Source organism: Algorimicrobium echini, from assembly GCF_900115185.1.
In the GTDB taxonomy this organism is placed as follows: Bacteria; Bacteroidota; Bacteroidia; order Flavobacteriales; family Flavobacteriaceae; genus Algorimicrobium; species Algorimicrobium echini.
In genome coordinates, this window is record NZ_FOVN01000002.1 from 290,944 (window position 1) to 309,535 (window position 18,592).

At 32.5% G+C, this 18,592-nt stretch carries 15 protein-coding genes; 6 read left to right on the forward strand and 9 right to left on the reverse strand.

Annotated elements, in window-relative coordinates; translation table 11 throughout:
• A complete protein-coding gene (locus BM239_RS07490; protein ID WP_092207079.1) occupies window positions 1-582 on the reverse strand; it encodes a pseudouridine synthase in 582 nt (193 codons plus the stop codon).
• Between the two features lie 140 nt (window positions 583-722).
• Here BM239_RS07490 and BM239_RS07495 point away from each other — a divergent pair, with 140 nt between their 5' ends.
• Window positions 723-2,282 (forward strand): DEAD/DEAH box helicase, encoded by a 1,560-nt coding sequence (locus BM239_RS07495; protein WP_092207081.1) that lies wholly within the window; start codon window positions 723-725, stop codon window positions 2,280-2,282.
• 5 nt (window positions 2,283-2,287) lie between these two features.
• On the opposite strand, the gene BM239_RS07500 is transcribed toward BM239_RS07495, so the two are convergent.
• From BM239_RS07500 to BM239_RS07515, 4 genes are all read right to left on the reverse strand, one after another.
• Window positions 2,288-3,100, reverse strand: a complete 813-nt coding sequence (locus tag BM239_RS07500) for a DUF1853 family protein (protein ID WP_092207083.1) — start codon at window positions 3,098-3,100, stop codon at window positions 2,288-2,290.
• 78 nt (window positions 3,101-3,178) lie between these two features.
• Window positions 3,179-4,015: an OmpA/MotB family protein gene (locus BM239_RS07505; protein WP_177209011.1), complete on the reverse strand. Its 837-nt coding sequence runs from the start codon at window positions 4,013-4,015 to the stop codon at window positions 3,179-3,181.
• Between the two features lie 95 nt (window positions 4,016-4,110).
• Window positions 4,111-5,358 (reverse strand): mechanosensitive ion channel family protein, encoded by a 1,248-nt coding sequence (locus BM239_RS07510; protein ID WP_092207087.1) that lies wholly within the window; start codon window positions 5,356-5,358, stop codon window positions 4,111-4,113.
• Window positions 5,358-5,642, reverse strand: coding sequence for a DUF3817 domain-containing protein (locus BM239_RS07515; protein WP_092207089.1), 285 nt, complete (start codon window positions 5,640-5,642; stop codon window positions 5,358-5,360). The genes BM239_RS07510 and BM239_RS07515 overlap by 1 nt, the downstream gene beginning before the upstream one ends.
• Before the next feature lie 246 nt (window positions 5,643-5,888).
• On the opposite strand from BM239_RS07515, the gene BM239_RS07520 reads away from it, so the two are divergent.
• The 3 genes from BM239_RS07520 (at window position 5,889) to BM239_RS07530 (ending at window position 11,461) form a co-directional block, all read left to right on the forward strand.
• Window positions 5,889-7,196: a leucine-rich repeat domain-containing protein gene (locus BM239_RS07520; protein WP_092207091.1), complete on the forward strand. Its 1,308-nt coding sequence runs from the start codon at window positions 5,889-5,891 to the stop codon at window positions 7,194-7,196.
• Window positions 7,197-7,321: 125 nt separating this feature from the next.
• Window positions 7,322-10,150, forward strand: a complete 2,829-nt coding sequence (locus BM239_RS07525) for a M16 family metallopeptidase (protein WP_092207093.1) — start codon at window positions 7,322-7,324, stop codon at window positions 10,148-10,150.
• A gap of 90 nt (window positions 10,151-10,240) precedes the next feature.
• The gene (locus BM239_RS07530; protein ID WP_092207095.1) at window positions 10,241-11,461 is read left to right on the forward strand and encodes a class I SAM-dependent rRNA methyltransferase; all 1,221 of its coding nucleotides are present in this window, start codon (window positions 10,241-10,243) and stop codon (window positions 11,459-11,461) included.
• Here the strand turns inward: BM239_RS07530 and rlmF are convergent.
• Window positions 11,458-12,312 carry a 23S rRNA (adenine(1618)-N(6))-methyltransferase RlmF gene (gene rlmF / locus BM239_RS07535; protein ID WP_092207097.1) on the reverse strand — a complete coding sequence of 285 codons (855 nt, stop codon included), beginning with the start codon at window positions 12,310-12,312 and terminating at the stop codon, window positions 11,458-11,460. The two genes, BM239_RS07530 and rlmF, sit on opposite strands and share 4 nt — an antisense overlap.
• Before the next feature lie 121 nt (window positions 12,313-12,433).
• On the opposite strand from rlmF, the gene BM239_RS07540 reads away from it, so the two are divergent.
• On the forward strand, window positions 12,434-13,552 hold the full coding sequence (locus tag BM239_RS07540; protein WP_092207099.1) for a DEAD/DEAH box helicase: 1,119 nt from the start codon (window positions 12,434-12,436) through the stop codon (window positions 13,550-13,552).
• 156 nt (window positions 13,553-13,708) lie between these two features.
• Complete coding sequence (locus tag BM239_RS07545; RefSeq protein WP_092207101.1) at window positions 13,709-14,167, forward strand: cold-shock protein; 459 nt, start codon at window positions 13,709-13,711, stop codon at window positions 14,165-14,167.
• Here the strand turns inward: BM239_RS07545 and BM239_RS07550 are convergent.
• Genes BM239_RS07550 through BM239_RS07560 form a run of 3 tightly spaced genes read right to left on the reverse strand, consistent with a single transcriptional unit; the run spans window position 14,164 to window position 18,588 of the window.
• The gene (locus BM239_RS07550) at window positions 14,164-15,561 is read right to left on the reverse strand and encodes a TolC family protein (RefSeq protein ID WP_092207534.1); all 1,398 of its coding nucleotides are present in this window, start codon (window positions 15,559-15,561) and stop codon (window positions 14,164-14,166) included. The genes BM239_RS07545 and BM239_RS07550 overlap by 4 nt on opposite strands.
• A gap of 1 nt (window position 15,562) precedes the next feature.
• Window positions 15,563-16,918, reverse strand: a complete 1,356-nt coding sequence (locus BM239_RS07555; RefSeq protein ID WP_092207103.1) for an HlyD family secretion protein — start codon at window positions 16,916-16,918, stop codon at window positions 15,563-15,565.
• Window positions 16,919-16,920: 2 nt separating this feature from the next.
• Window positions 16,921-18,588 carry a peptidase domain-containing ABC transporter gene (locus BM239_RS07560; RefSeq protein ID WP_092207105.1) on the reverse strand — a complete coding sequence of 556 codons (1,668 nt, stop codon included), beginning with the start codon at window positions 18,586-18,588 and terminating at the stop codon, window positions 16,921-16,923.
• Window positions 18,589-18,592: the final 4 nt, after the last annotated feature.

Here is an 18,592-nt window from a genome sequence, read left to right on the forward strand (position 1 = left end):
CTATTGAATTTCTTTAAGCCTTTCAACTTCACCCATTTTAAGGTTTGCTAATGTAATAGTTCCTACACGCACACGTACTAGACGCAAGGTTGGAAAACCAACAGCTGATGTCATTTTTCGCACTTGTCTAAACTTACCTTCCGTTATCGTAATGGAAATCCAGCTGGTAGGACCATGGCGAGCATCTCTTATTTTCCTTCCACGCTCTGGGAAATTTGGTGTTTTTTCCAAAACAAATACTTTGGAGGGTTTGGTCAAGTATGGTTTGCTATTTACTGTAATAAGAACTCCTGTTGCTAAAACTTGGATAGCGTTGGGAGTAATTAGGCCATCTACTTGTACATAATATTCTTTTTCAATCTGACTGCTTGTAATAAAGGTACTGGTTGCTCCATCTGTAGTAAGCAGTAACAAACCTTCCGATTTTTCATCTAAACGTCCAATTGCCATAGTTCCTTTAGGAAAATTATATAATTCACCTAAAAGCCTTTTATTTCGTTTCTGTTTGCCATTAATTACAAATTGACTAATAAAACCATAAGGTTTGAAAAGTTTAAAATGTTGGATTTGTGAATTTGACATAAGCATATAAAATAAGGAAAAGCTAGGAAGTCGCAAAAATAAGTTTTAAACGAGGGTTGTTGAAAAAGATTCTGCAATTATTTCTAAAAAATTCTTGATAAACCTTGAAAAGAACGTATTTTTGCGCATTGGAAAAATTTATGAGCACGAGTATTTCATTATCAGAATTAGAAGACAGAAAAGAAGGTAAAAACCTATATAGTTATCAAAAAGGCGCTATTAACAAAATTTTTAAAAGTTTTGAAGAAGCTCCAGAAGATTATCATCTACTATATCAGCTACCTACAGGTGGTGGTAAAACCGTTATTTTCTCGGAAATTGTAAGACAGTATTTAAAGCACCACAAAAAAAAGGTATTGGTAATGACCCACCGTATTGAGTTATGCCGACAAACTTCTGGTATGCTTACCGAGTTTGGTGTTGAAAATAAAGTAGTAAACAGTAAAGCAAACCTGGACGACCAAGCACAGTATAGTTGTTTTGTTGCTATGGTTGAAACATTAAATAACCGTTTAAACGAAGATAAGCTGGATATTTCAGATATCGGTTTGGTTATTATTGATGAAGCGCATTACAACTCATTTACAAAACTATTTAAGTTTTTTGAAAAATCTTTTATTTTAGGAGTTACTGCAACTCCATTGAGTTCCAACATTAAACTACCAATGAAGGACAATTATGATGAGTTAATTGTTGGTGAAAGTATTGAGTCTCTCATAAAAAATGAGTTTTTAGCAAAAGCTGAAGTCTATTCATATAATGTAGGTTTAACATCGCTGGTTGTTGGTGCTAATGGAGATTATACGGTAAAATCTTCTGAAGACTTATATACCAATAATGATATGCTTTCCAAGTTACTTCAAGCTTATGAAGAACGCTCTAAAGGAAAGAAAACCCTTATATTTAATAATGGTATTAACACCTCATTACATGTGTATGACACTTTTAGAATGGCAGGTTATCCAGTAGCTCATTTAGATAATACAAACACCAAAAAAGAACGAAAAAAAATATTAAAATGGTTTAAAGAAACGCCTGATGCTATCTTAACCTCTGTAAGTATTTTAACTACAGGGTTCGATGAACCAACGGTAGACTCCATTATATTAAATCGCGCTACCAAATCACTCACCCTATATTATCAAATGATTGGTAGAGGTTCACGTATATTAAAAAACAAGAGTACCTTTACCGTTTTAGATTTAGGAAATAATTTACACAGATTTGGGCCTTGGGGCGCAGATTTAGATTGGCATCGTATTTTTAGGTCGCCTAATTTTTATTTAGATGGCATTTTAGCGGATGAAGAAATTGAAGAAAACTTCCGATATGAAATGCCTGATGACTTGCGTAAATCTTTCGCTAATTCGGAAGATGTTTATTTCGATATTAAAAAAACATATATTTCAGCAGTTAGAGCCGGCGAATCTTCAAAAGTTGTATTAGAGCGTTCTATTGAGCATCATGCTAAAATTTGTGTAGAAAATAGTGAAGACTTATGGGATGCATTAGATTTAGCCAAACAATTAGGCGATGATATAGATTACCGCATTCACCGTTATACTAAGTGTATTAGTAAGAGTACTTTTAATTTTGTGGAATGGCTAAAAGATGATTATCGTAAAAAATTACGTGCCTATTTACGTAGTAATTTTGATGAGGTTTATCTAGATATTCATGGAAAACCACCTGAAGAATAAAGTAATTACCACCAAACTATAAAGCTTTTTATAATAGTATTATCAGCCTGTTTAATCCAACAACAGGCTGATTGCTTTTCAGTTAATATGTTATTAATGTCTGCTTGAAAAGCTTTAAAATCTTGCCAATTCACAGCCTTGTGTGGCTGTAAAAGCCAGTTTGGTTTGCTTGGAAAATAAAACTCACAAGCCTCAAATTCTGATAATTGCTCTTTTCTTATATAAACACCAACTATACAATCTGTATTTAATTCTTTAAGTGTAACCTGTATATTATAGGGTAAAAACAATTGTGCCTTAAAGCAAACGTTTTGTAAAATTTGATTTATATCCAGTTTTAGACTTTCAATTAAAACCTGGGTTTGTGGTTTGTAGAGTAGTGGAAGCTGTTTATTTTTTAGTTTTGTAAGTTTTTCAATTAGACTATCTTTTCTGTTTGGTCCAATAAAATGTTCTGTTTCTGAAATTCCCACCGAATCATCATACACATAAAATTTATAAACAATTTCCAAATGAATTAAATTCTCATTGCATTTAATAATACCATCTATTTCACCAATAGTTTGTTTTCGGTTTTGAATTTGAACGTTTTCTGCTAAAACTGAAATGGCCTCATTTTGCTCCAATTCATTAAACATAAATTGTTCTACGCGTTTACCTAAACGTAAATTTCTAGGTAAACTTCTATTAAAAATAGGTAAGGGATTTTTAGTCCATTCAAATTGATAGATTCCCCAAATGGTACTAGCAGACCATAAAGCTGGCGTTTTTAAAAAACCTAGGTATTGTTGTTGAATATTATCTAAATCTTCGTTCATAAAACAAAGAAACAAAATAAAAAAGACTGCCAATGCTGGCAGTCTTAAATTTTGGACTAATTAAAAATATAAGGGAATTTACTCGTTATTAGAGGCCATAAGCGCAAAAAACTTATTGATATTCGGTAGAATAATGATACGTGTTCGTCTGTTTTTTGAACGGCTTTCCGCTGATTCATTATCTGCTACAGGCAAGTAAAAACTTCTACCCGAAGCAATTAATTTTTCAGGTGCCACATTGTAATCTTTTTGCAGTTTTCTTACTACGGAAGTAGCACGCAATACACTTAAATCCCAATTATCGGTAATTTTTCCGGTATTAATACTTCTGGAATCTGTGTGTCCTTCAACCATAACTTCAATACTTGGTTCAGAGTTGATAACATCAGCTAATTTTTGCAAAATGTTGTTGGCTTTACTGCTTACTTTATAACTGGCGGTATTGAATAGTAACTTATCTGAAATTGAAATCATAACAACCGTTTCATCTATATTAATGGCAATGTCATCATCTTCATTTAAGCTACTAGTATCCATTGATTTTCGCAAGTTGTAACCAACTGCTAAATTCATTGAATCTTTTAAATTTTCAGCATTTGCTAAAGCTTCTGGATCTACATTTTTCAAGGTTTCATTCATGCGTTCACGTGTATTGTTAGAAATAATCATGTCATCTCCAACGGCTACAAATTTTGCATCATTTTCTTCTGTAAGTGTATTTAATTTGGAATTGTAGGTGTCTATTCGCGCCTGAATTTCAGCAAATTTATTTTCTAAATCTTCTTTAGCAACACGTGTTTTTTGAAGTTCACTTGTTATTTCACCATTCTCCTGCTGTAAAGCAACATATTTCTTTTTAGAAACACAAGACATGATTACGATACTAGATAGTACAAGAATTGAAATTTTTTTAATCATAATTATAGTTAAGTTTTAGATTTAATATAATTACGATTAATGGCTCTTTATAGATGTTTTAAAAGTGACTTTTTGATTTCTTTAACATAATCTTATTCGTCTAAAATACCAATATGTGTAGATAATTCAAAGATCTCTAAATCGAAAAACGGTACGGCTGCTAAAGCATGATCAAAAATATCTGACATAATATATTCGTAATTAGCCCATCGTTTATCACTACTAAACGCGTATATCTCTAAAGGTAATCCTTGTGGTGTTGGAGCTAATTGTCGTACCATAATCATCATATCTTTATTAATCCCTGAATGATTTTCAATATAACTCTGCATGTATTTGCGAAACACACCTAGGTTTGTAAGGTTTCTACCGTTTATTAAAGTGGATTTATCAATATTATTGGATGTGTTGAAATTCTTAATATCACTTTGTCTTTGATTTAAATAACTGGTTATTAATTGAATGCTTTTTAATTCTTCAATTTTATCATCCGTTAAATAAACAATGCTTTTCGCCTTTAAAAGAATTGACCGTTTTATTCGTCTTCCATCAGAAGATTGCATTCCACGCCAATTTTTAAACGAATCCGTTATAAGCGCAAATGTTGGAATATGAGTAATGGTTAAATCAAAATTTTGCACTTGAACCGTTGACAGGTTTATTTCGATGACATCACCATCTGCACCATATTTTTCCATAGTTATCCAATCACCAATCCGAACAGAATCATTTATAGCAACTTGAATACTGGCAACAAAACCAAGAATAGTATCCTTAAATATTAAGAGAAGAACTGCTGATGCAGCACCTAAAGTTGTGAAGAATTTAATAAAAGATAAATCGATAACAACGGCTAAAATGGAAGCAACACCTAAAATCCAAATAAACAGCATCCCAACCTGAATATAACTATCTATAGGCTTATCCCGTAATCGAGGTAAGGTTTTAAAGTAAGATTCAAAAGTTTGCAATATGCTTCTAATAATCCAAACCGTTAAAAGGATACCGTATACTTTAATTAAGATAATAATATTACCCTCAAACTCGGGATAGTCATAAAAAACAAAAGGGAATAATTTTAAAGTAATAATTAATGGTACAATATGGGCAATATTTCTTGGCGCTTTATGGTTTATTAATAAATCGTCAAAATTGGTTTTAGATTTCGCTGCCAAACCATTAAACACATTTATCAATACTTTTCGAGTTATATAATCAGCTATAACAATAATAACTAATAGCGCAATTAATAAAGCCAACATGTTTAAGGCTTTAGAATAGGGTTCAGAAACGCCTGCTTCTATGCTATAATCATAAATTAAACATTGTAAATCTTCCATTATAAATGGTTTTTCTTAAGGTACTTATATTCTACGTAAAAAGTCCCAAATGGTATTATAGATGCTAGAAGTACTTTAGCTAAAATAGAATTAGACCATTGCATTTTCTTACTAATGAGTATGGCCATAACAATATAGGCAATGAATAGTAAACCATGAGGCATGCCAAGTATTTTGACATATTGCGGATCATCAGACAAGTATTTTATGGGTGTTGCAATAAATAGTAAAAGAATGTACGATACACCTTCCAAAAACGCTATTAATCTAAATAAATTCAGCATACGAAATCTTTGTGAAATTAATTGCAAAAATACAATTCTTAATAGGAATTAATTAAGGTTTTAACAATAAATTATTGCTTGTCTAAACCAGTTAAAATACCACTAATAAGCCGATTACCGAGTATAATGTTTATCATAACGAATATAATAGACACAACTACAATTAAATAATACTTTTATATCATCAACGCTATTTAATTTAAAATTTTGGCCTCAAGAAATCTAAAAAACCAAAACAGCTTATTCATGTATGTTTGCATGATGTTTTTGGTATGCAGTTTAGCGAAAGCCCAAACAACTACAACTATTGTCGATTCTAATTTTGAGCAAGCACTCATTAATCTTGGTATTGACTCTAATGGCTTAAATGGAAATATTCTAGACACGGACGCGGAATCCGTAAACACTTTAAATGTAGATCAAAAAAGCATATCAGACTTATCAGGTATTGAAGCGTTTGTTAATTTAAAGCATCTTTATGCCTACTCAAACCACTTAACAGCACTAAATTTATCACAAAACACATTTTTAGAAGTTTTAGATATTGAAAACAATGGTCTAGAGACATTAAATATTTCGCAAAATACTCTGCTTAAAGAAATATATGTTAGTAATAATTTATTGCAAACCTTGACAGTTACACATCTTCCAGATTTAGAATTATTATCTTGTAGCTTAAATAATTTATCCACACTCAATATTTCTAACAATGCAGAACTTGGAGTACTATGGTGTTATTCCAACAACCTAAACACACTTAATGTTAGTAATAATCATGAACTTGAATCTCTATTTTGTGGAGATAATAATTTGAATGTTTTAAACATTTCAAGTAATTATGATTTACGCACCTTGTCATGTTCGGGAAATAATCTTAATAACCTGTCCTTCAGTCAATGTTCTGATATATCATATATAGATATTAGCAATAATAATTTTTCAGAAATAGATTTAAGTGCAAATAACGGTTTAAAACGTTTGTTGTGTGAAAACAATAACCTTACGGAATTAGATCTTTTTAATGCGCCTCAATTACTATTATTACACGCTGGTAATAATCTGTTAGAAACAATTGATATATCAACCAACAACGATTTGCGCTACGTACGCTTGGGCAGTAATAATTTAAGCTCTTTAGATATTAGAAATAGTGAAAATCACAGAATTTCAAGTTTTAATGCAGAAAACAATGCAAATTTAAGTTGCATTTTTGTCGATAATGTTCAAGCTAGTTATTTGGTTAATTGGGTCATTGATAGTGCGTCGCATTTTGTAGCTAATGAAGCGGATTGTAATTCATTAAGCACGTTAGATTTTAGCAATAGTTTAGAAATTGTACTATATCCAAACCCTGCTACAGATTATCTATACATTAAGAATGTAGAATCTAATACTCAGATTGAAATCTATTCCGTTAACGGTCAACGTGTAAAACAACTGACAGCATCACCTCAAGAGGATGGTATTAATGTTTCTTCGTTACGTGCTGGTTTATACATGGTTAAAGTAACTCACTTAAACCAATCTATCATCAAGAAAATCCTCATTAATTAGTATCCACTTTATCAGTTCTAACAGCTATTCCGTTTAAAGTTAGTCGCGCTTAAAGTTAATTTTAACGCTTTTTTACAGTTTCCATTTGTAGAGTTTAAGTATCTTTAAAACTTAAACTAAACACTATGCAATCAAAAATTTACAGCCTTCTGGCTTTACTAATTTTGGCTATATCATGCCAAGAAAAACCCGAAGAACCGGTTCAAGAAACTGAAAAAGAATTTGCTATCGATTATGAAAAATTCACATTAGATAATGGCCTCGAAGTGATACTTCATCAGGATAATAGCGACCCTATTGTTGCTGTAGCCACCATTATGCATGTTGGTTCAAATCGAGAAAAACCTGGAAAAACCGGTTTTGCACACTTCTTTGAGCACATGAGTTTTAACGATTCTGAAAATGTACCAGTTGGAGCTAACAGAAAAATGATTCCAGAATGGGGTGGAAGTCGTAATGGTGGAACTTCCAACGATTATACAGTTTATTACGAAGTTGTTCCAAAAGACGCTTTCGAAAAAATTTTATGGATTGATTCTGACCGTTTTGGCTATATGATTAATACCGTTACCAAATCGGCTTTAGAGCGCGAAAAACAAGTCGTAAAAAATGAAAAACGCCAACGTGTTGATAATGCTGCATATGGTTATACCGATGAAATTATACGCTCCAACCTTTATCCGGAAGGACATCCTTATAATTGGACTGTTATTGGGTCTTTACCAGATTTACAAGCCGCAACTATTGATGATGTTAAAGAATTCTACAACCAATATTATGGAGCCAGTAATGCAACTTTAGTTATTGCAGGTGATATTGATTTTGAAGAAACTAAAACGTTAGTCGAAAAGTGGTTTGGCGAAATTCCAAGTGGCCCAGAAGTAGAAGCGCTACAAGCACAGCCTGTTACTTTAGCTGAAACAAAATCGTTATATTTTGAAGATAATTTTGCAAAACTCCCAGAGTTACGCATGGTATTTCCAACGGTTGAAGAATATCACAAAGATTCCTACGCACTCCAAATTCTAGGACAATTATTAAGTGGCAGCAAAAATGCACCATTATATCAAGTTGTTGTTGAAGAACAAAAATTAGCTCCTAACATTGGAACGTACCAATATAGTAGTGAATTGGCTGGCGAATTTGTGTTCCGTGTTAGAGCAAATGAGCAAACCGATTTAGATGCTGTTAAAAAAGCCATCGATTCTGGTTTAACTCGTTTTGAAAAAAATGGAGTCAATAATCGCGATTTAAAACGTATTAAAGCGGAATTAGAAACCAATTTATACCAAGGTGTGAGCACGGTTTTAAATAAAGCATTTCAATTAGGTCAGGATAACGAATTTGCTGGAGATCCTAGCTACATTACTAAAACCGCAAAATTAACAAATGCCGTAACTGCTGAAGATGTTATGCGTGTATATAATCAGTACATTAAGGATAGACATTACGTCATGACCAGTGTTATCCCTAAAAACCAATTAGAATTAGCGGTTTCAGATGCTGAAGAAGCAACTGTTTGGATTGAAGAAGTGAAGCAAAATGTTGCAAACGAAGAAGTTGGTCAAGGCGCAGAAGCAGAATATGAAAAAACCGTTAGCAAATATGATAGAAGTGAACCGCCTTTTGGTGACTTACCAAAATTTAAAATGCCAGCCATTTGGACAGGAAATTTAGAAAATGGCATGAGTGTTTATGGTATTGAAAATAACGAAACACCATTGGTACAATTTGATATTACTATTCCTGGTGGTCAATTATTAGACCCTGAAAATAAGTCTGGAGTTGCCAGTATGTTAAGTAGTCTTATGCTTGAGGGTACTGCCAATAAAACACCAGCAGAATTGGAAGAAGCAATTGGTTTATTAGGTGCTAGTATTAATATGTACAGTGCTAATGAAGATTTTCACATAACAGGTTCCTGTTTAGCCAAAAACTTTGAAGAAACCATAGCACTAGTTAAAGAAATTATTTTAGAACCTCGATGGGATGAAGCCGAATACAACCGATTAATGCAAGGTTTAGAAACGAGTTTAAAAGACAGAGAATCTAATCCAAATGCAATAGCTAGTTTAGCATATAATCAATTACTATATGGCAAAAATCATCCGTTTGCAATTCCAGGAAGTGGAACTTTAGAAACATTTAAAAACATAAGTCTAAATGACCTGAAAACATATTATAACAATTTAGTTCCTGAAAACGCGAATTTTCATATTGCTGGAGCGATGTCAAAATCTGAAACTTTAAGTGTTTTAGAAATCTTAAATACTTGGAAAGGTCAAGCGCCACAAATTCCAACGTTTAATTTGCCTTCGGAAAATAATAAAAACACTATTTATTTCATAGATGTTCCAGATTCCAAACAATCGGTTTTTAATATTGGGAAACTAGCATTATCTGCTACCAATGACGATGCTGATAATTTAGACTTCGCTAACGAAATTTTAGGTGGTGGTTCAAGTGGTCGCTTATTTCAAACATTACGTATTGAAAAAGGTTACACTTATGGTGCTTATTCTGGCACTGGAAACAGTCTGGAAGTAGCTCCTTTTACGGTTCGAACGAGTGTTCGTGCAAATGCGACTCTAAAATCGTTGGAAATCATAAAAGATATGGTTGCTAATTATGCTGATAATTTTACTGAAGCAGACGTTGAATTAACAAGAAACAAACTTCTAAAAGCAAATACACGTGCTTATGAAAGTTTAGGTGCTAAATTGGCTATCCTTCGTAATATTAGTAAGTATGGATACTCCAATGATTATATTGAAAAGAATCAAGCAGCATTAATTGCCATGACTTTAGATGATTATAAAAACACCATCAATAACTATCTACAAGAACCTGAAATGATTTATGTCATTGTTGGTGATAAAGCCACACAATGGTCTGAAGTTAAAAAATTAGGAAAACCTGTTGTGGAATTAGACATTTTTGGAAATCCTATATAATTTTTTAATTCCCACCAATCACTAATTTAAAATGCATAGTAAGCTGTTAGCTGCTATGCATTTTCTATTTTTGTTCAAATAAAAATAACCATGTCACGTATTAATATTCCAGATTTTAAAAAATCAACCAAACGACTGGCTGTCAAGCTTAATGCAAGTGGCGAGCGTTCTGTACTTCAAGGGCATCCTTGGGTTTTTGAAAGTAGTATTGAAAAAATTAATAAAGAAGGACAGTCTGGCGATATTTCGGTAATTTTTAGAAAACGCGATAATGCGTTTATTGGTGTTGGTTTGTATGATGCTGCCTCTCCAATAAGAATTAAAATGTTGCATCATGGTGAACCCAAAACAATTAATTCAGTATTCTTTAAGAGTAAAATAGATGCTGCTTTTAAAAAACGAGCTGTACTATTAAAAACTAATACAACTAGTTATCGTTTGTTATTTGGTGAAAACGATGGCTTTCCAGGATTGATTGCTGATGTATATGCGAATGTTTTGGTAGTTAAAATGTATTCTGAAATTTGGTTAGGATATATCAAAGATATAACGGAAATGCTTATTAATGTTTCCAAAACTGAAACGGTTGTCATGCGTTTAAGTCGAAATTTGCAACAAGCAGATTTCGGTTTGGTTGATGGCGCTGTAATTTATGGCACTTTAGAAAATGAGGTCGTCAAATTCATGGAACATGGTGTTCATTTTTCTGCCAATGTCATTAAAGGTCATAAAACAGGTTACTTTTTAGATCACAGAGAAAACAGACGTCGTGTGGGCGAATTAAGTACAGGTAAAACGGTATTGGATGTGTTTTCATATGCTGGAGGTTTTTCAGTTCATGCTTTGGCCAATCAAGCAAAAGAAGTCACAAGTTTAGATATAAGTAAGCAAGCGCTTGAAATAGCTTTAGAAAATGGCAGATTGAACCACTATACTGGGAAACATCATATTATTGCAGGTGATGCGTTTGCCGAAATGGAACAACTCATCCATTCTGGCAAAACATTTGATGTAGTGGTTATTGATCCTCCTAGTTTTGCCAAACAACAATCGGAAGTACCGCTAGCCAAAAAAAAATACGCGCAATTAGCATTACTAGGCGAAAAGCTTACCACAAAAGGAGGTATGCTAATTTTAGCTTCTTGTTCATCTCGAATTATTGCTGATGCTTTTTTTGATGTAAACAAAGCAAGTTTATCAAAGGCTAAAAGGACTTATAAATTGGTTTTAAAAACACAACATGATACAGACCATCCCATTGGTTTTCCAGAAGGTGCCTACCTAAAATGTGGGTATTACCAATTGGATTAATTTGTAAAATGCCAAGCTAGAATTCGGGATACTTTCTGACCTTGAGCCATATCAATAATTTGGTGTGTTGCGCCCAATTTGTCCAATTGTTTGGTTAGCTTGGGTAAATTAGCAGATTTAGAGACTAATGTAGTAAACCAACCAACTTGTTTACAAAACGTTTTACTTTCCTTAATCATCCGTTTTACAAATAGTGCTTCGCCACCATTACACCACAACTCATGAGATTGACCACCAAAATTAAGTGCTGTTTTTTTATCCAAGTCCAAATTTTTCAATTTGCGTTGTGTTCCTTTTAAAGCTTCTTGTTCGGAAGCATGAAATGGTGGATTACACATGGTAAAATGGTAATACTCCTCAAACTCTATAATACCAGAAAAAATATGGGCTGCATTATCTTGATACCGAATATTAATAAAGCCATTCAAACTTGGGTTTAAATTGATATTGTTTTGAGCAATTTCTAGAGATTGCTTATTTCTTTCTGTACCAACCATTTCCCAGTTATACAGTTGCACCGCCAAAATTGGATAAATGGCATTAGCACCAATACCAATATCTAAACCTTTTATGGGTTTGGATTCAGGTGAAATTAAATCGTTTAAATGATGCAAATAATCTGCACGACCAGGAATTGGAGGACATAAATAACCTTTCGGCAATTGATAATCTGTTAAACCATAATCAGAAATAAGAATGGCTTTATTTAATTGATAAACAGCATCTGATAAAGAAAAATTAATAGTTTTTGTTTGAAACTTATTCGTAAAAACAAATGGTTTTAAATCTGGATTTGTATGAATTAATCTTTCAAAATCATAAGATTTAAGATGTTTATTATTTGGATGCATGGTTAATAACTTCAAGAATTATACAACAAATATAAGCTTAATGCATGGCTTAACAGTTTCCCTTTTTTAATTATACAATAGTGCTGAAATAAATCTACCTTTGTAGCTCAATAAAATTATTATGACATCATTTTCCGATTTAGGCGTTCGTAAAGAATATATAAAAGCCTTAAAAGAACTCCATATTGAGAAGCCAACTGAAATTCAAGCTCAAGTAATTCCTGTTTTATTACAAAAACGAACTGATTTAATTGGTTTAGCACAAACAGGAACGGGGAAAACAGCTGCCTATGGTTTACCCATTCTACATCAAATTAATCCTGACAAATCGGACATTCAAGCGCTTATTTTAGCTCCAACACGCGAACTAGTTCAGCAAATACAAAAGCAGCTTTTTAAATTTACTAAATATGGTGATTATAAAATTTTTACAGAAGGTGTTTATGGTGGCGAAAAAATTGAAAAGCAAATAAAAGCTTTAAAGCGAACCACTCATATTATTGTAGCAACACCAGGACGTTTATTAGATTTAATTGAACGTGGTGATCTGGATATTAAAAACGTGAATACATTGGTTTTAGATGAAGCTGATGAAATGTTGAGCATGGGTTTTAAACAAGATTTAAATCGTATATTAAAATACACATCTGGAAAACGTTTTACTTGGTTATTTTCGGCTACGATGCCTGAAGAAATTCAGAAAATGATAAAAACTTACATGTCGCCTAAAGCTATTAAAATAGAAGTTAATAGAAATAGTTTAGTAAATGCCAATATAACTCATCAATTTATTAGAACCTCTATAAAAGGTAAAATTTCTGTATTAGTAAATTTGTTGGAGAGTTTTAAAAAACAACGTGGCATTATTTTTTGCAAAACGAAAGCTGGAACCAAAAACTTAACAGAAGCTTTACTAAATGAAGGGTTTTCAGTTGGTGCTTTAGAAGGCGATATGCAACAACGAGAACGCGATAAAGTAATGCGTGCTTTTAAAAATGAATCTGTTCAAATATTAGTTTCTACAGATGTTTCGGCAAGAGGTATTGATGTAAATGATTTGGTATTTGTTATTCACCATCAGTTGCCAGAGCAATTAGAATATTACACACATAGAAGTGGAAGAACAGCAAGAGCTGGCAAAAAAGGACGTTCTATTGCTTTAATTTTAGATGATGAACGCAAACATATTCAAGAAATAGAGAAGGCGTTAGGCATTGAATTTACAGAATTCCATGTGTAGCTTTCATATAGGAAATTAATATCTTATATTTGTACGCATTGCAGGAGTAACCTAAAATCTGAATTTAGGCTTATAATACGATCATTGTTCTTTTTAAACCATGCTATATTATTTTATTTCTTCAATTTAACCCTAAAAAATTACTATAAAATAACAATGGCAAAATCGCAACAGACATTTAACAAAAGTGAAAAGGAAAAGAAGCGTTTAAAGAAACGTGAAGACAAACGTAAAAAAATGGAAGCTAGAAAACTTGAGAAAGAAGAAAGCGGAAGTGACGGTATTCCAATTGCTTATGTTGATTTCAATGGGAATTTAACAGATACACCACCAGACCCTAATATGCGTGTTAAAGTTGATGCTGAAAGTATTGAAGTAAGTATTCCAAAACGGGACGATAGTGATATTGAGGAATTTGATCCTGTAAGAAAAGGAAAAGTTTCTTTTTACGACAACTCCAAAGGTTTTGGTTTTATTATTGATTCAGAAGATCAAGAAAAATACTTTTGTCATGTAAGTGGCCTTATTGACGAAATAGCAGAAAACGATACAGTATCTTTTGAATTAGAAAAAGGTATGAAAGGAATGAATGCTGTTAAAGTTACCCGTATTTAAAGTGAAATTGTAGACAACACATTAAAAAGTGTTGCTTTAGTTTTAAAATAATCGAATTCTAAATTAATAGCCTTCAGTTTAGCATCTATTAATTTAGATTCTCGAGTATTTACTAGAAATATAGAACTCTCCCCAAGAAAAAACATACGTTCTTCAGCATCAAGTAACGACTCATAGTCAGAAACAATGTCCTGTGTTAACGTATTTTGCAATGTATAGGATTGTAACTCTTGATTAATACTATTTATTTTGTTTTGTAGCGTCACTCGTGTTGATTGAATTTCGAACTCTGTATCTAAAAGTTTCAGTTTTGCCAATTTTAAATCTGCGCGTTCTTTACGTAAGAATAGTGGAAGACTTACTTGAACACCACTTTTGTAATTAGCCGTATTGAAAGTGTTTATCGTTTCAGGTGTTTCAGATAAAAAGTTGTATTCTAAATTAATTTTAGGTAGTAAGTTATTAGCTGATAAGCGCTTTTCAATTTGCAGACCTTCATATTTATAATCTAAAGAACGCATTTTTGGATGTAATGAAATATCAAAATTTTCAGTATCAAATTCAGAGGTTCTTAACGTATTATCAATTTCTAAAACGGTGTTAACATCTGGAGTAATATTTGGCTGAAGCTCAATAGGCACGTTGTTTTCTAACCAGAGGTAATTAGATAATGCCAAAGTAGATTTAATGTATTTAATCCGGGCTTTTTCAGAGTTTAGTTTTCTGTCGTACAGTGCTATTCGGGATTCTAATGTATCAATAGCAGGACGTTCTCCAACTTCATAACTCTTTTTTACACCTTCGAAACGACGTTCAGCATTATCCACAAAATCTTCAAAAACAGTTTTCTCATTATAAGCACGTAACCAATTAAAATAGGTTAGAGCCGCTTCATATAAAATATTATTTACTGCCAATTGTCTATCTGCTGCAGCTTGCTCTACAAACAATTTAGATTGTTTCAGCATGGCCATGCGCTCATTCATGAGAAGGCCTTTTGCCAAATTAATTGAAACACCTACACTATATAAACCATCGTTAGGTGTGTTGGATTCAGGATTCAAATAAACACCTTCATTTTCTTCAAAATTCCCTTTAAACTCAACACCATACCACGTTGGAATTTTAAAGGTGGCATTTAATTTGTCGTAGTATTCTGTGCTTTTAAACGTTTTCCTATCGTAATCAACTTCAAACTTCGGATCAAAAGCACCACGTGATTTTAATAATTTAATATCACTCTCATCTATTATTAAATTAGCCTGTTTTACAACAGGGTGGAACGCTTTTACATACCCTAGGTATTCTGATAAGTTCATAACAGAATCTAAAGCATTTTGACTAAATCCAGCCAGACTGAATGACAAAAAGAGGCCAATTAAAATTGATTTCATTTTATTCCTTTTTAGAAGATGCATTTTTTTGAGCTGTTGGATTGTAATAATCTGGTGGAAAACTATTGAGTTGTCGCCACAATTCAAACCAAATTGGCACATCATTTAAAAGCGCAATTGTTCTCACACCAGAGCCAACACGTATGGCTTCGGGCCATTTATAATCCGTTTCGTCAGGCTCTAATAAAACGCGATATTTTCCATTAACACTAATATAGTTTTCAATAGCAACTACTTTAGCACCATAAGTTCCGTAAGAGGCATTTGGCCATCCACTAAAAACAATAGCTGGCCAACCATCAAATTGAACACGAGCTTTTTCGCCAACATGTAATAATGGTAAATCTATAGGTGTTACAAATGTTTCTACAGCAAAATCAAATTCAGTTGGCATTATACTCACTAATTCTTCACCTTCTTTAAACGTCTCTCCAATACCTCCAATAAGTGTTTTGTTAATATACCCTTTTTGTGGTGCAGTTACATAGAGTAAATCATTTCGCATTTTGTAGTTTGTATATTCATTTTCAAGCTTGGTAACTTGGGCAGATGCGTCAAATTGATTGGATTGAGCGGTATACATATCACTCTGTGCTTTTGACACTTTATCAGCATATTCAGCACTAATCCTACTAATTTCAACTTCAGCGTTTATAACCTCATTGATACTGGCTAAAAGTTTGTTCTCTTGAGAGATCAATTTAGCTAAATTTTCTTGTTGTTTTAAGCGTTTTTCTTCAACATCTTTAACTGCTTTTAAACCTTCATTTTGTAATGTTAAAGTACGCTGATATTGGGTTTCAGCAATATTTAAGTTGGTTTTAGCAGCTTCAGTATCAATACTATCACTTTTAACTTTTAACTTGGCTTGTAGTAATTTATTTTGAGCTTGTTTTAATTTAAGTGCTTGTTCTTGACGCAAGGCTATTATCTGCCTATTTAAGGCGCCTACTTTTCCTTGGTAAGCTTCTACAGAAGATGATTTAGCTTCAATTTGATTTCCAGTTCGAGACACCAATTGAGAATCGAAATATTCACTTTTTACTTCAGATATTCGTAAAATAGTATCTCCTTTTTCTACAGTATCACCTTCTTGAACATACCATTGCTCAATTCGTCCAGGAATTTGAGATTGTATGGTTTGTGGTCTTTGATCTGGTTTTAAAGTTGTTACACTACCTGTACCACTTATGTTTTGCGTCCATGGAAGAAATAATATGATAATAACAATTATAGCAAAAGCCAAAAGGAACATGTTGAATGTTCTGTAGTATTGCTTATTAAATACCATCTTACTTGAGTTAAATTGATTCAAATCAAGCTTTTCTTTCATTGTATTATTTGTAATATTTAACATGCTTACTGCGTATTAGATTTTAATTCACCACCATCTAAAGAAATTATTTGGTTACAATATGTTTTCCAATTATGATTTCTAGCTACAATTACTAACGACCAAGGATTGTCAGTTCTAGCTAAAAATTCAATGATTTTATCAGCTTCCAAATCTTCTACCAAATCTAAAGGATCTTCTAATATTAAAAGTTTGGGTTTTGTAACGATAGCACGAGCTAGAATAATTTTTTTAGAAGTGGTATGCGCCATGGTTCTGCCTTCTGGATGCAATATGGTTTGCAAACCACTTTTTTGTTCTCTAATAAATTCTGTTAGACCAACATTATCTAACGCTTTGTAAACTTCTTCATCTGTAATATTAGGATTTCCAAATGTTATGTTTTCCCTTATAGTTCCTATAAACGGTGTTTCTTCAGATAATGAAATACCAATTTGTGAGCGATAGTAGTTTAAATTTATACTTTCTAAAGACATATTATTAACAATAATATTACCAGATGTTGGTTGAATAACACCAGAAATTAAGCGAAGTAAACTCGATTTTCCTGATCCGCTTTTACCAGTTATTAAAATTCTACATTTTGGTGTAATACGAAATGAAATATTATTTAAAATTGGTAAGTCTCTATCTTCAACACGGTAGCATACGCGTTCAAAATCTATAGTTAGTGAATCTGATAAATTTGATTTTTCACCTTCTTGAGATTCAATGGTTTTATCTACAACTTCACCTAATTTTTCAAAAGAGGTTAAAACATCATAAAACGTTTCAAGCCCTAAGATTAATTTTTCAACCGAAGCAATAACAAGGATGATAATAATTTCTGCTGCAACAAACTGACCGATATTCATTTCTTGATTTAAAACTAAAGCACCACCAATGGTCAATAAGCCAGCTGTTACAACTACTTTAAAGGTAATCATTTGAATGAATTGAATCATTAATATTCGAAAGTGACTTTCACGCGCTTTTAAATATCTGACCACTAATTCATCATTTTTAGTAATGGCTAAATTTGTTTTACCAGACAACTTGAAACTAACAACTGTACGTGCTATTTCTTGAATCCAATGAACAACCATATATTTCATTTTAGATTCTTGAATACTTGTTTCAAGCCCACGGACTGCAGTATATTTTAAAACAACATATACCAACACAAACAAGAAAACGCCAAAAATGATAAAAAATGGATGGTAGAATGATAAGAGTATTAACGAAAAAGCAATTTGTAAAACAGCAGCTGGAATATCTATTAAAATTTTAGTTAGTCCTTTTTGAATAGTAATGGTATCAAAAAAACGATTAGCTAATTCTGGAGGATAATAATTACGCAATTCATCCATAGTTATTTTTGGGAACCGATAAGTCATTTCAAAAGATGATCGGGTAAAGATACGCTGTTGGATTGTTTCAATAATCCGTAATTGCATAAGTCTTAAAGCGCCAGAAAAAATAATTCCAACAGTAACCAAAATTACTAGAACAATCCAAGAAGTTGAAACTTGAGCGCCCAATAACAGGTTAATTATGGCTTGTATTCCCAGTGGTAGAGATAGGGCTACTATACCCGAAAATACAGCATAATATACTATTTGCAGAATATCTTTTCGCTCTAATTTTAGCAAACCCACAAAGCGTTGCAGCGGTGACATTTTAGGTACAGGCATAGTT

Bases quoted from the DNA above. Each gene is read 5' to 3' on its own strand.
- BM239_RS07490 (WP_092207079.1), bottom strand. From the start codon at position 582: ATGTCAAATTCACAAATCCAACATTTTAAACTTTTCAAACCTTATGGT.
- BM239_RS07495 (WP_092207081.1), top strand. From the start codon at position 723: ATGAGCACGAGTATTTCATTATCAGAATTAGAAGACAGAAAAGAAGGT.
- BM239_RS07500 (WP_092207083.1), bottom strand. From the start codon at position 3,100: ATGAACGAAGATTTAGATAATATTCAACAACAATACCTAGGTTTTTTA.
- BM239_RS07510 (WP_092207087.1), bottom strand. From the start codon at position 5,358: ATGGAAGATTTACAATGTTTAATTTATGATTATAGCATAGAAGCAGGC.
- BM239_RS07515 (WP_092207089.1), bottom strand. From the start codon at position 5,642: ATGCTGAATTTATTTAGATTAATAGCGTTTTTGGAAGGTGTATCGTAC.
- BM239_RS07520 (WP_092207091.1), top strand. From the start codon at position 5,889: ATGTATGTTTGCATGATGTTTTTGGTATGCAGTTTAGCGAAAGCCCAA.
- BM239_RS07525 (WP_092207093.1), top strand. From the start codon at position 7,322: ATGCAATCAAAAATTTACAGCCTTCTGGCTTTACTAATTTTGGCTATA.
- BM239_RS07530 (WP_092207095.1), top strand. From the start codon at position 10,241: ATGTCACGTATTAATATTCCAGATTTTAAAAAATCAACCAAACGACTG.
- rlmF (WP_092207097.1), bottom strand. From the start codon at position 12,312: ATGCATCCAAATAATAAACATCTTAAATCTTATGATTTTGAAAGATTA.
- BM239_RS07540 (WP_092207099.1), top strand. From the start codon at position 12,434: ATGACATCATTTTCCGATTTAGGCGTTCGTAAAGAATATATAAAAGCC.
- BM239_RS07545 (WP_092207101.1), top strand. From the start codon at position 13,709: ATGGCAAAATCGCAACAGACATTTAACAAAAGTGAAAAGGAAAAGAAG.
- BM239_RS07550 (WP_092207534.1), bottom strand. From the start codon at position 15,561: ATGAAATCAATTTTAATTGGCCTCTTTTTGTCATTCAGTCTGGCTGGA.
- BM239_RS07555 (WP_092207103.1), bottom strand. From the start codon at position 16,918: ATGTTAAATATTACAAATAATACAATGAAAGAAAAGCTTGATTTGAAT.
- BM239_RS07560 (WP_092207105.1), bottom strand. From the start codon at position 18,588: ATGCCTGTACCTAAAATGTCACCGCTGCAACGCTTTGTGGGTTTGCTA.